The following is a 13,439-nucleotide window of genomic DNA, read 5'->3' as shown; positions in this document are numbered from 1 at the left end:
CGTGCGGCTGCCGGGCCGTGAAAAGTTCACGGCAACCAACCGGGCGAAATCCAGAAACGTTTCAGTCCGGCTGATGTGAGCGGTCTCAACCGCCATCACGGCCGTAAGTGGCCGCTAATTTCGACACTCGACGAGTAAATCCGCCCAGGCCCCGGGCCATCGGCGTCCATCCCGGCCGCCGAAATGATTTGGCGGCCTCCTGACAGTTTTCGCCGGGCTCAGCGGGAGCCCCTCAGCCAGAGGGCCGCCTGCATGTGGCTGTTCACGCCGAGCTTGCGATAGATGGTCTCCAGGTGCTTGTCCACCGTCCTGATCGAGACGCGGAGCCGTCGCGCGGCGAGCCGGCGGGAGAGTCCGGCGGCGACGAGTTCCAGTACCTGTTCCTCGCGGGGCGTCAGGCGGGGCGCGGTGGCCGTGGGGCGTGCCAGGCGGGCGCGGCTGTCCAGGGCGATCAGCACGGGGTGGAGCCTCTCCACGAACTCGCGTTCCTGCGCGGTGAAGCTTCCGTCCGGCCTGCCGAGGGCGAACGCGCGCATGGTGCCGGTGGGGGAGAGCAGGGGCAGGGCCAGGTGGTCGTAGAAACCGGTGACGGAGCGGATGTCGGAGCCGACCGCCGACGAGCGCCAGCTTCGCATCGTGGTCACGTCGGTGACGGCCAGGGGGCGGCGGTCGGTGGTGTGCACGTAGTGCTGGATCAGGGGGTGGCGTTCCATGTTGCGCCGGGTGACCTCGGTCATCGTCGCGCTGGTGAGGCGGGTCTCGGGCCAGCCGAGGCCCTTGACGCCGTCCTTGCCCACCTCGGAGAAGGTGGCCGTGGGGCATTCGAGCACCTGCTGGAGCGAGTCGGCGATCCAGCCGTAGTCGATCTCGGCGGGGTTCATGGTCACCAGCTCGACGGCCAGATCGATCACCTGGTCGTACCTGTTCTTGGAGAGCATGTTTCCCCTTCCGCCTACGTACTTCCGCGTATATCGCGGCTCGTGGCCCCATGCCAACAATTTGACCGGGATCCATGGCGGAGGTGTGACGTGGTGCCGTTCGCGGGGCGCATGGTGGAGTGCGACGCGATCCGGGCCGCGCTCCGGGAGGGCGCGGGTGTCCTGGTCGTGGGGGAGGCGGGTTCCGGCAGGAGCCGGTTGCTGGCCGAGGCGGTGACGGCGTTCGACCGGTGTGCCGCGGTCGTGCGCCGGGTGGCGGGCGCGGGGCACGACGTACCGTTCGGGGCGCTGGCGCACCTGCTGCCCGCCTCGTCCGGCCCCGTCAACCCGATCAGGTGGGCCGCCGAGGCCGTCCGCGCCCCGCTGCGCGAGGGCTCCGTCCTGGTGCTGGCCGTGGACGACGCGCATCTGCTCGACGCCCGGTCGGCTGCGACGCTCGGATACCTGGTGGTCCACCACGGCGCCCGTGTGGCGCTGACCGCACTCTCCGGTGCGGCACTGCCACCGGCGGTCCTTTCGTTGTGGAAGGACGGGTGGCTGTCCCGGCTGGACCTGCCGCCGCTCTCGGTGCGCGACACCGCGCGGCTGCTGGCCGCCGCGCTGGACGGCGAGGTGGAGGCGGCGGCCGTCCAGGCGCTCCGCCACGCCACCGGCGGCAACGTGCGGCTGCTGATCGAACTCGCCCGCGCCCAGTCGTTCACCCGGGCCGACGGCCGGTGGCGCTGGCGCGGCGACCTGGTGGTGACCGCACGGCTGCGGCAGATGGTCGAGACCGGGATCGGGGAACTCGACGACACCGAACGCGAGGCACTGGAACTGGTCGCCGTCGGCGAGCCCCTGGCACTGGACGCGCTGACCCGCCTGACCTCCGCCGCCGCCGTCGAACGCCTGGAACGACGAGCCCTGCTCACCGTCGAGGTCCGCGGCCCCGGCGTGGGCGTCCGGCTGGCGCACCCCCTGCACGGCCAGGTCATCCGGTCGTGGTCCGCCCCGCTTGCCACCCGCAACCGCCTGCGCCGCGTCACCGAACTACGCCGCCCCGAGGAAACAGGCGGCACGGTTCTCAGCGCCAGGGAGTTCGAGGTCGCCCGCCTGGCCTCCTGGAACCTCACCAACCGCGAGATCGCCGACTGGCTGGTCCTCTCCCACCGCACCGTCGGCAACCACCTCTACAACGTCTACACCAAACTGGGCGTCAACCACCGCCTCGACCTGGCCCCCCTCCTGACCTGAGGATTCACGCCCCCACATGAACGGCCGCCGCCCAGTGAGACGGCCGCCCGGGAAAGGTCGCACGCGTCTTGAGCACCGCCCGCCGCAGCGCCCGCGCCGCGCTGCCCGACGGATCCGCCGGCGCGCTGTACAGCCCCCCGGTGAGCGTGACGGCACTCAGGTCGTTGAGAGACCACAACGTGCCCACCACCTGCGCGTACCCCGCGAGCAGGAACGCCCCCGCGATGTGGACGGCCTCGTCGGGCAGGTCGGGAGCGGTCCGCGTGGTCCGGCAGGCCAGCAGGACGGCCAGCCGCCCGTTCCGCAGATCCAGCCGAATCAGGTCGGCGACGGTCAGTGGCCCGTCGGCCAGCAGGAGACGGCTGTCCGACGGCCGCCGGGCGTCGCTCACGCCGTGGCAGGCGAAGTGCGCGTAACCGTACCTCGGCAGCTTCTTCAGGACGGCCCCCCGCGTCGCCTTCGCCCCCGTCAGGAACTTCGTCCCGGGAAGCAGGTTCCGCAGGATCCGTACCTCGAGCACCGCCCCCGGCAGGTCCCGCGCCCCCGGCGTCCGCGGCAGAGACACGGCCAGCGGCGCGACGGGAACCTCGGGCCGTTCCGTCCTGGTGTGCCCGAGGGCCCGCACCGTCGGTGTGTACGACGAGACGACCAGATCGAGCGCCGACGGCCCCTGCTCGGGTCCCGCCGCGTGAAACGGCAGATAGGTGAGCACGCCGGTTGGGCACCACCAGACCCGCGGCGTCCCGGCGAGGTCGAGCGTGCCGAGCACGGGCCCCACGACCGTCTCCCACAGCCAGCGGAGCGTCCCGCGGATGGCGTCCTCCCGGACGTCGCCCCCGGTGGCGGCGTCACCCGGCGCGGGGCCGGCGACGGCGGTGGTGTCCGTCGCGGTGAGGAACTCGGTGGCGCGCCGTACGGCCTCGGTCAGGGTGACACCCGGCAGGGGGACGACGCGCACGCCGTCGCGGGTGAGGACCAGCGCGTCCGACCGATGTTCCGCCGCGTTGAGCAGCACGACGGGCCCTTCGGCCGCGTGCCCCTTGATCTCGTCGAACGTGGGACGGCCGAACAGCCCCTCCAGTCCGGGCACGGCACGGGCTCTCTCGACGAGCGCGGTCCAGCGGGCCGAAAGGTCACGCCGCCGGTCACCACCCGACGGCGCGCTCAGGTCGTCGGTCACCGGATCGTTGAGCAGAGCACGCACCCGCCTGACCTCACGGGCCAGCTCCGCCGAACGTCCGTCCAGCTCACGCAGCCCGTCCCGCGTCGCGAACTCCTCACCGAGGATCACCCCCCGCCCCTCCTCCAGCAACACCACCGCCAGCTCCGCGTCCCCCGCCGCCAGCGCCGCCGCCGCGGCCTCCGACGCCAGCCCCACCGTGTCCGACAACCCGTACTCCCGATCGGCTCGCGCCAGATGCCGCGGCGCCGCCAGCGGCAGCAACGCCAGCGCCGCCGCGTAGGCTTCCGCCGCGACGCCCCATTGCCCGGCCTCACCCGCCAGCCGCCCCTTCGCCCGGTACGCATGGATCCGCACCGACGGCGTCCCCGACGACGAGCCCCCCGCCGCGTCGAACGCCTTGTAGGCACTCGCGAGCGCGTCCGGACGCGCGGCCACCCGATGGCTCCTCGCATAGGCGCGTCCCCGGTCGAGCAGCCGGTCGGCCCACCGGGAATCGGCCGGCGGGGTCGCCGCGATCGCCTCGTCGTAGGTACGGGTCGCCTCCCGCAGCACCCCCTCCGCACCGGTACGGTCGTACTCGGCGAGCAGCGCGGACGCCAGATTCACCAGATGCCGCGCCCGATCAGGCTCACCCGGCCGAGCCTGCGCGACCCCGGCCCGCGCCAGCGCGACACTCTCCCGCAGCCTCCCCGCGTCGCCCGTCCGCTCCCCCTCCCGCTGGAGCACCAGCCCGAGCAGCGACGCCGCGTCCGCCTGAGCCGGACCCCCCGGCAGGGCCGCGTCGTACGCCTGTCGCGCCTCGGCCATCGCCTCCGCGAGGTCCCCCGCCACCCTCGTCCGTTCGTAACGGGTGAGCAGCGCACCCCCCAGGTTCAACCGCCGCGTCGACTCCCGCCGATGCCCCCGCGCGGTGGCCCCCACCGCCACCCGCGCCGCCTCGATCGCCTCGTCCAGCTCCCCGCTGTCCCCATGCCGCAGATACAGGCGCCGCAGCGCCGCACTGAGCCCCGACGCGCACCGCCCCACCGCCGCGTCCCCCGCGTCCAGCCGCCGGAGCGCCGCCCGATGCGCCGCCACACACTCACCCAGCGCCCCCACATCCCCCGTGTGCTCATACAGATGCCGCAACGCGATCCCGAGATTGAGCATCCGCCCCGCCCAGTACGGATGCTCCTCCGCGAGCTGCTCCGCCCCCGCCCGGCTCAACTCGACCGTCTCCCGCAGATCCTCCTCCGCCCCCGTCAGCAAGAACCGCTCCCGCAGCACCAGCCCCACATTCGACAACAACCCAGGAACCTCCGGATCATCACCCGCCAGCCCCTCGACCGCCGCCCGTCCCACCGCAAGCGCCTCCGTCAACACCCCCACATCCCCTTCCACCACCCCCTTCTCCCGCAGCGCGTCACTGAGATTCATCCGCACCACAGCCCTGACCCGCCCCGAACTCCCCTCCACCGCCCGCGAGAACACCCCGATGGCCTCCTCCAGCGCCCCCCGATCCCCCGCCGCTGATAAACCCGCTGCAACGCGTTCCCCAAATTAGACAACCGCCGCGAATACCACTCATGCCCCTCCGGCGTAACCACCACCGCCTCCCGCCCCGCCACGACCGCCTCCTCCAACACCCCCAAGTCCTCCCCCACCTCGAACATCCACCGCGCCGCCACACTCAAATGCGTCAAATACTGCCCATACTCCACATCCCCCACCCCCGTGACCACCGCCTCCCGCAACAACCCAAGCGCCTCCTCCAACTCCCCCCGCTCCCCCGACCGCCGATACCGCGCCATCAGCCTCTCCGCCAACGCATTGAACGTGCTCGCCGAACTCACGCCGCGCTCCTCTGTCGCTCCGGGATACCGGGATACCTCAAGTCGAATTTTGGGCCCATCCAACCGGGGGCACTGAGGTCGAGGTTGAGTCCGGCGACGCAGACGGTCTCGCCGTAGGTCTCTGCGGAGGCTCTCCCTGCGCGGCGATCTGACCACCCTCGCTGGCAACCACGTATGCGCATATGTCGTGAGGGGACGGGCGGCTCCGCGCTTCTTGTCGTTCGTGGCGACTCACTGTTACTCTCCAGTTACGGGATCCTGATCTCGGGGCGGTTCTCGGCTCGGTTGTCGCTGACCATGCCAAGGAGCGCCAATGCTTCCTCCCGCGAATTCGGCCCAAAGCGCGTCCACAGGGCTGCTGCTCATCACCGGCCAGCGACGGCGCAACCTGCTCTTGTCCGTGACCATCGGTCTGGCGATCTTGGCGGGTGTCGCCCTGGTGGGCGTGATCGTGACCGTGTGGGCGAAGGACGTGCGGGTCGGCCTCGCGGTGTCGGGCGCACTGATCGCCGTGATCGTCGTCAGCTGCGCGGTCTTCAAGAGCTGGGTCCTGGCGCGGCTTCCGCTCGTCCACGACTCGGTGCACCTGGACGGCCTGCGAACCCTCGTCGCCGACGTGTCCGCCCGGCTCGGCATGTCGCCGCCCAAAGTATTGATCATGAAGGATTCTGTGAACGCCTTCGCGATCGGCTCGGGTCGTGGCGCTGTGGTGGTGTTCTCCGAGAGCCTCCTGCAGCTGTTCGGCGAGGACCCGGAGGCGGTCGAGGCGGTGGTGGCGCATGAGCTGGCCCACGTCGCCAACCGTGACTCCTGGCTGGGCACCGCTCTCAAGGGCGCGATGATGTGGACCCGGTGGCTCTACGTGCTGCTGACCTTCTACGCGAGGGCCCTGCGGTTCGTGTGCGACGCGTTCCTGGCCGCCACCAGGAACAGCACGGGTGTCATCGTCTCGCCGATCCGCATGTCCTGCTGGATCTGCAGTTCGTGGATCGCGCCGTTGATCTTCCGGCTCGGTCGTGTCGTCCTCGTGGCCGGACACGTGCTGGCCATGGGGCTGTGCCGGCAGCGGGAGTTCGCCGCGGACGCGACCGCCGCCTATGTCACCGGTAAGCCGGAGGCCCTGAGCCGCGCGCTCTCACGACTTGATGAGGAGGAAACCGAGCTTCGCCGAGGGCGGCATCTGGTGCAGGAACTGTGCGTGGCACCGCCTCACGTCACCGGGGTGCTGGCGGAGCTGTTCTCGACCCATCCCAGTACCGAGCGCCGGATCGCCAGGCTCTCCGCCTACGCCGAGGGCACAGGTGAGTTCCGCACCGGGCTGGCGCTCTTCGTCGCGTTGCTCGTCACGGCCGTCCTGTTGATCGGCGGTGCGGGTGTGATCACGTTGAGTTCCACCGCCGTGTCCTCCTATCCCCTCGGCGCCGAGCGCATCCAGCCGGCTCCTTCGCCGGACGGGAACGCTCCATTCCTCTCCTCGGCCGCTCCCACCTCACGGGAGGATGGAGTTCCCTCATCGGCGCCGTCGGTGTCCTCCTCCGAGCCGGCCGATTCGACGCCCGAGCCGTCCGCGCGAGATGACGGTGCCGATCCCCCGGTGCCCGAGCCATCGGTGACCCCGTCGGCTCGCCGCTCCCTCTCCCCGCCGATGCGGGCCGCACGGCCGTCGAAGGTCAGCGTCCGAGCGATGAGCGGTCGCGTGATCCGGGTGTCCTGGAAGGACAACTCCGGCAACGAGACCGCCTTCACCGTCAACAACGGCGAGAGCAGCCGGACCGTGGATGCCGGTGCCACCTCCTACGACTGGAGGAACCTGAAGCCGGGAACCTACATGTGTTTTCGGGTCCGGGCGTGGAACAAGGCCGGGACTTCGAGGTACTCACCGGTCACGGACCCGTACTACAGATGCACGACCACTCCCCGCCCGGCCCCGAAGACCAGCGCGCCGGCGTTGCTAGGCCCGGTGGACTTCGACGCCTACTGTGTCTCGGCGGGTGCCGACGAGGCCGTGCTCGTGGCCGACGACGCCTACGGCTGGCGCTGCCGCATCGGTGGCGAGGAGAGGACGTTCTCCGTGACCGAGGCATGCAGGTCCCAGTACGGTACGCGAAAGGCCATCGACAAGATCATCGACTTTCACGACTCGTCGTCATGGCAGTGCTGGCGGGTGTCCGGGCGTCTCGGCACCGCCGACCTCGACGGCTTCTGCCGTTCGCAGGGCGCCGAAGCGGCGATCTCGGTGGCGGACAACGCCTATGGCTGGCGTTGCCGCCTCCCGGACGGCGAGGAGGGCGGCATCTGGGTCGCCGACGTCTGCAAGTGGCAGTACTCCCGGCCCTCCGTGCTTGAACGCATGGCCGACTACTACAACCCGGAATCATGGGAGTGCTGGACGTGAGGCCGGAAATCGAGTTGGCCGGGCAAGGGGGTCACGGAAAACTGGGTGGATGGATGAGCGACGGATGGTGCGGGTCTCCAAGTACCTGTCCAAGCATCTGCGGCATCAGCCGGAGCTGATCGGGATCGCGCTGGACGAGGGTGGCTGGGTGGACGTGGACGTCCTTCTTCAGGCCGCCGGGGCGGGTGGGTTCCCCATCACGTTGGACGAACTCGAGCAGGTGGTGGCCGCCAACGACAAGCGGCGATATGTCCTTGAGGACGGGCGGATCCGCGCCAGCCAGGGCCATTCGGTGCCGGTCCACCTCGACCTTCCGGTGGTTGAGCCCCCGGCGGTCCTCTACCACGGGACGGTGGGGCGGAACGTGGCGGCGATCCGGGTGGAAGGGTTGCGGCCGATGAACCGGCACCATGTGCATCTGTCACCGGACCGGGACACCGCGAGCCGGGTCGGCGGGCGCAGAGGGGTGCCGGTGGTGCTGGTCGTGGACGCCGCCGCGATGCGCGCCGCCGGGCATGAGTTCATGGTCAGCGCCAACGGCGTGTGGCTGGTGGACCACGTCCCGCCGGGGTTCCTGCGTTTTCCCGGGTGATCGGGACGAGGGCCTCAGCGGGTGTGTCCAGGAAAGTTTCGGAATACGGTCACATGATGTTCGAATCCCGATGCGCCGTAGAACGCCAGCTCGCAACGGTATCTGTGGTCCGGAAGTGAAGCGGTGCGCAGCAGGCGATCGGAGTGTGAAAAGGGAAAGTTGCGAAACTGTTGACGACATGTGTTCGTAACACCTACCGTTGCAGCGATCGAGTTCAGGGCCCGGATGGAGGCCGTGGGACGAGCTTGGCTCGTCGGCGGATCCCGGGCGGTCGCGGGAGAACGGGGTCGGATGAGGGCTGCGCTGCTGGAACGGTTCGGGGCGCCTCTCGTGGTGCGGGGGCTGGATCTTGACGAGCCGGGGCCGGAAGAGGTGCTGGTCAGGGTTGAGGCCGCGGGGGTCTGTCACAGCGATCAGCACTACATCTCGGGGGATCTGCGGTGTCCGTTGCCTGTGGTGCCGGGGCATGAGGGCGCGGGGGTCGTGGAGGCGGTGGGGCCGGGGGTGACCCGGTTCGCGGTGGGGGATCGGGTCTGTCTCATGTGGCGGCCCCGGTGCGGGCAGTGCCGGTACTGCCTGGTGGGGCGGCCCGCGTTGTGCGAGGCGGCGGGGATCATGGTGGGGTCCGGCGGGTTGCTGGACGGGACCACCCGGCTGCACGCGGACGGGGCCCGGGTTCATCATCTGCTCGGGGTGTCGTGCTTCGCGGAGTACTGCGTGGTGTCGGAGCGGGCCGTGGTGCCGGTGCCCGAGGGGGTGCCGGCGGAGATCGCGGCGATCGCGGGGTGCGCGGTCATCACCGGGGTCGGCGCGGTGCTCAACGCCATCGGGCGGTGCGCCGGCGAGGCCGTCGTGATCTTCGGGGCCGGTGGGGTCGGGTTGTCCACCGTGCTCGGGGCGGTGCTCGCGGGGGCCAGCCCGATCGTCGTGGTGGACGTGGTGGTGGAGCGGCTCGCCATGGCCGAGCGGCTCGGGGCGACGCACACCGTCGACGCGTCGCGGCAGGACGTCGCGGCGGCGATCCAGGACATCCGGCCCGGCGGCGTCGAGTGGGCCGTCGAGGCGATCGGGCGGCCCGCGACGCTGGAGACGGCGTTCGAGGTGCTGCGGCCGGGCGGCACGGTGGTGGCGGTCGGGCTCGGGAAGGTCGGGCAGACGTTCAACGTGCCGCTGAACCTCCTGGTGCAGCGGGAGAAGCGGGTGGTCGGGAGCCTGTACGGGTCGGCCAACCCGCTCATCGACCTGCCGCGGCTGTTCGGGCTGTACCTCTCGGGACGGCTGCCGCTCGACACGCTCATCGGGCAGCGCTACCCGCTGGCCCGCATCAACGAAGCATTCGCCGACCTGACCAGCGGCTCCGTGGGACGGGGCGTGGTCCTGCCGTGGGAGACCCCATGACCGTGGCATCAGACACCCAGCCGGCCGAGTCCCGGTACGCCGTCTATCCCAGCCTGCGGGGGAAGGTCGCCTTCGTCACCGGCGGGTCGACCGGCCTCGGGGCGGAGTTCGTCGCCTCGCTGGCGGCGCAGGGCGTGCGGGTCGGGTTCGCCGACATCGACGACGAGGGCGCCGGGCGGCTGCTGGACAAGCTGGCCGGGACCGGGTGCCCCGAGCCGCTGTACGTGCGCGCCGACGTGTGCGACGTCGACCAGCTGCGCGCGGCGGTCGCGGCGGTGGAGGACGGGCTCGGGCCCGTCTCCGTCCTGGTCAACAACGCGGCCAACGACGTGCGGCAGGACATCGAGACCGTGGACGTCCCGGAATGGGACCACGGTATCGCGGTGAACCTGCGCCACCACTTCTTCGCGACGCGGGCCGTGATGGCGGGCATGCGGTCGCTCGGCGGCGGCTCCGTCATCAACCTCGGCTCGATCAGCGCGCACGTCGACTTCGTCGGCCTGCCGATGTACATCGCCTCCAAGGCCGCCATCGAGGGCCTGACCAGGACGATGGCGCGCGAGCTCGGCCAGGACCGCATCCGGGTCAACTGCGTCGTGCCGGGCTGGGTCTTCACCGAGCGGCAGCTGACCCACTGGGTGACGCCGGAGGTGCGGGAGAAACTGGCACAGGTGCAGTCGCTGCCCGACAACGTCATGCCCGCCGACGTGGCGCGGCTGGTGCTGTGGCTGGCGGCCGACGACAGCGCCATGTGCACCGGGCAGAAGTGGATCGTGGACGGCGGATGGATGTGAACGGGGGACCGATGGCAGAGCGAGAAGAGCCCGACCAGTACGAGCGGCAGGAGGGCCACGCCGCGAACCCGCGGCGCAGCGCGCACTGGTTCGCGGCCGAGGGCCGATCGGGCATGCTGTACCGCTCCTGGATGCGCAACCAGGGATACGGGCCGGACGTCTTCGACGGCCGCCCGGTCATCGGCATCGCGAGCACGTGGTCGGAGCTGGCCCCGTGCAACGCGCACCTGGACCGCGTGGCCGAGGCCGTCAAGCGCGGCGTGTGGATGGCGGGCGGGTTCCCGCTGGTCTTCCCGGTGATGGCGACCGGCGAGACCCTGCTGCGCCCCACCGCGATGCTGTACCGCAACATGCTCGCCATGCAGGCCGAGGAGCTGATCCGCGCCAACCCGCTGGACGGCGTGGTGCTGCTGTCCGGCTGCGACAAGACGACGCCTGGCCTGCTCATGGGCGCGGCCAGCGTCGACCTGCCCGCCGTGATGGTGACCGGCGGTCCCATGCTGAACGGCAAGTACCGCGGCCAGGACGTCGGCTCGGGCACCCACGTGTGGAAGTTCGAGGCCGAGATCAAGGCCGGCCGCATGTCGGCGCAGGAGGGCCACGTCGCCGAGGGCTGCATGGCACGGTCGAACGGCCATTGCATGACGATGGGCACGGCCTCCACGATGGCGTGCATGGCCGAGGCGCTCGGCATGCAGCTGCCGGGCTCGGCGGCGTGGCCCGCCGTGGACTCGCGCCGCTTCGAGGTCGCGCAGGAGGCGGGTCAGCGCATCGTGGCCATGGTCGAGGAGGACCTGCGGCCGAGCGCGATCCTCACCCGCGAGGCCTTCGAGAACGCGATCCGCACCAACGCCGCCATCGGCGGCTCCACCAACGCCATCATCCACCTGACCGCGCTCGCGGGCCGGCTCGGCGTGGACCTGGCGCTGGACGACTTCGACGCCCTCGTCAGGGACGTGCCGACCATCGTCGACCTGATGCCCTCGGGCCGGTTCCTGATGGAGGACTTCTGCTACGCGGGCGGCCTCCCGGTCGTGCTGCGCGAGCTGGACGAGGCGGGCCTGCTGAACTCCGGCGCCCTGACGGTGACCGGCCGCGGCGTCGGCGAGAACGTCGCGGACGCGGTCTGCTGGAACACCGAGGTGATCCGCCCGCTGGCCGAGCCGTTGCAGCCCGCGGGCACCGGCACCGCCGTCCTGCGCGGCAACCTGGCGCCCTCCGGCGCGGTGATCAAGCAGTCGGCGGCGTCGCCCGAGCTGATGACGCACGTCGGCCGGGCCCTGGTGTTCGACTCGCCCGAGGAGTACCACGCGGTCTGCGACGACGACGACCTCGACGTGACCCCCGGCGACGTGCTGGTCATCCGGGGCGCGGGGCCGAAGGGCTACCCCGGCATGCCCGAGGTGGCGAACGTCCCGCTGCCCGCCAAGCTGCTGCGCGCCGGGGTGACCGACATGGTGCGGATCAGCGACGGCCGGATGAGCGGCACCGGTTTCGGCACGGTGGTGCTGCACGTCGCGCCCGAGGCGGCCGTCGGCGGCCCGCTGGCGCTGGTGCGCACCGGGGACCGCGTCGAGCTGGACGTGCCGGCGCGCAGGCTGACGCTGCTGGTGCCGGACGACGAGCTGGAGCGCAGGCGCGCCGAGTGGGTGCCGCCGAAGGCCGAGGACGAGAGCGGCTACCGGTGGCTGTACCGGGAGCACGTCCTGCAGGCGGACGGCGGCGCGGACTTCGGGTTCCTGCGCGGCGGCCGCGGGAGCGAGGTGCCGCGCGACTCGCACTGACCTCGACACCCACCGAACGGGGCGCGCACCGTCAAAGAGGGCAGACAGGGCAAACAACCAAGCGTTGGGTCCAGATGACCGCTGCCCTCTACGATGGTGACTAGACAGTGAAAGCCCAGTTTCGGTGATGGAGCAACGATTGGTGTCTGACTCGATCGAACGGCGGGTCACCGTCGCCGACATCGCCGCCGAGGCCGGGGTTTCCCGCGCGACCGTGTCGAAGGTGCTCAACGGGCGTTCCGACGTGGCGCCCGCCACCCGGGTCCAGATCGAGGCCATGCTCGTCGCGCGGGGATACGTCCCCACGAAGCGCACCAAGCGGCCCGTGCTCACCGAACGCCGCGGCGGCCTGATGGAGATGCTGTTCAACGACCCCAGCACTCCATGGGCCGCCGAGATGATCCGCGGCGCCGAGGAGGCCGCGCGCGGCTCGCGCATCGGCATCGTGGTGTCCGTGCTGGACAGCGGCCCCGGCCGCGGCCAGCAGTGGCTGGAGGACATCGCCGACCGGTCGCCGCGCGGCATCATCCTCGCGCTGTCGGAGCTGACGGCGTCCGACCACAAGCGCATCGCCAAGCTCGGCGTCCCGGCCGTCCTGGTCGACCCCGTCGGCGACTCCGACGGCGACATCCCCTCGATCGGCGCGGGCAACTGGGGCGGCGGCATGGCCGCCACCCAGCACCTCATCGACCTCGGCCACCAGCGCATCGGCATGATCACCGGGCCGATGCGGTTCCTGTGCAGCCAGGCGCGGCTGGCCGGGTACCGCGCGACGCTGGAGCGGGCCGGGATCACCGCCGACGACGCGCTCGTCGAGCACGGCGACTTCCACTACTCCTCCGGCTTCAAGCTGGCACTGGCCCTGCTGGACCGCCCGGAGCCCCCCACGGCGATCTTCGCGGCCAACGACGAGCAGGCGCTCGGCGTGTACGCCGCCGTCCAGCAGCGGGGCATGCGCGTGCCCGACGACCTCAGCGTGGTGGGCTTCGACGACGTGCCGATGTCCCAGTGGGTGACGCCGCCGCTGACCACCGTGCGCCAGCCCATCGCCGAGCTGGCCGCCCTCGCCGTCCGCACGCTGCTCGCGCACCAGGACGGCACCGAGATGCCCGAGGGCCGGGTCGAACTGTCCACCAAGCTGGTGGTGCGCGGCAGCACGGCCCCCTTGTCCAGACGCCGGGCACGCTGAACAAGGTCGCCTAGTTTCGGTTCCGCCGAGGTCGTGTTTCGGTGGTGTGACCTGTGACGTCGCCCGAATTGCCCCGGGACGCTACCATGGCGTGCGGCTAC

At 71.1% G+C, this 13,439-nt stretch carries 9 protein-coding genes; 7 read left to right on the top strand and 2 right to left on the bottom strand.

The annotated features are described in order from the left end of the window. Positions 1-218: 218 nt before the first annotated feature. Positions 219-938, bottom strand: a complete 720-nt coding sequence (locus tag ACFP1K_RS16610) for a response regulator transcription factor (protein WP_380753610.1) — start codon at positions 936-938, stop codon at positions 219-221. 93 nt (positions 939-1,031) lie between these two features. Here ACFP1K_RS16610 and ACFP1K_RS16605 point away from each other — a divergent pair, with 93 nt between their 5' ends. Further along, complete coding sequence (locus ACFP1K_RS16605; protein ID WP_380753608.1) at positions 1,032-2,171, top strand: helix-turn-helix transcriptional regulator; 1,140 nt, start codon at positions 1,032-1,034, stop codon at positions 2,169-2,171. Between the two features lie 4 nt (positions 2,172-2,175). Here ACFP1K_RS16605 and ACFP1K_RS16600 read toward each other — a convergent pair whose 3' ends face one another. After that, positions 2,176-4,770 (bottom strand): CHAT domain-containing protein, encoded by a 2,595-nt coding sequence (locus ACFP1K_RS16600; RefSeq protein WP_380753605.1) that lies wholly within the window; start codon positions 4,768-4,770, stop codon positions 2,176-2,178. A gap of 729 nt (positions 4,771-5,499) precedes the next feature. On the opposite strand from ACFP1K_RS16600, the gene ACFP1K_RS16595 reads away from it, so the two are divergent. The 6 genes from ACFP1K_RS16595 (at position 5,500) to ACFP1K_RS16570 (ending at position 13,338) form a co-directional block, all read left to right on the top strand. Then, a complete protein-coding gene (locus ACFP1K_RS16595; RefSeq protein WP_380753603.1) occupies positions 5,500-7,581 on the top strand; it encodes a M48 family metalloprotease in 2,082 nt (693 codons plus the stop codon). Between the two features lie 49 nt (positions 7,582-7,630). Beyond that, a complete protein-coding gene (locus ACFP1K_RS16590; protein ID WP_380753600.1) occupies positions 7,631-8,173 on the top strand; it encodes an RNA 2'-phosphotransferase in 543 nt (180 codons plus the stop codon). A gap of 291 nt (positions 8,174-8,464) precedes the next feature. After that, positions 8,465-9,571, top strand: coding sequence for an alcohol dehydrogenase catalytic domain-containing protein (locus ACFP1K_RS16585; protein ID WP_380753598.1), 1,107 nt, complete (start codon positions 8,465-8,467; stop codon positions 9,569-9,571). Continuing rightward, positions 9,568-10,365 (top strand): SDR family NAD(P)-dependent oxidoreductase, encoded by a 798-nt coding sequence (locus ACFP1K_RS16580; protein ID WP_380753595.1) that lies wholly within the window; start codon positions 9,568-9,570, stop codon positions 10,363-10,365. Before ACFP1K_RS16585 ends, ACFP1K_RS16580 begins: the two co-directional genes overlap by 4 nt. Positions 10,366-10,376: 11 nt before the next feature. Continuing rightward, on the top strand, positions 10,377-12,149 hold the full coding sequence (locus tag ACFP1K_RS16575; protein WP_380753592.1) for an IlvD/Edd family dehydratase: 1,773 nt from the start codon (positions 10,377-10,379) through the stop codon (positions 12,147-12,149). A 142-nt stretch (positions 12,150-12,291) separates the two neighbouring features. After that, positions 12,292-13,338, top strand: coding sequence for a LacI family DNA-binding transcriptional regulator (locus ACFP1K_RS16570; protein WP_380753589.1), 1,047 nt, complete (start codon positions 12,292-12,294; stop codon positions 13,336-13,338). The last annotated feature ends 101 nt before the right edge of the window (positions 13,339-13,439 follow it).

The sequence above is a fragment of the Sphaerisporangium aureirubrum genome, from assembly GCF_042658925.1.
Taxonomy (GTDB): Bacteria; Actinomycetota; Actinomycetes; order Streptosporangiales; family Streptosporangiaceae; genus Sphaerisporangium; species Sphaerisporangium aureirubrum.
This window is presented reverse-complemented; position numbering and strand designations above follow the sequence as displayed.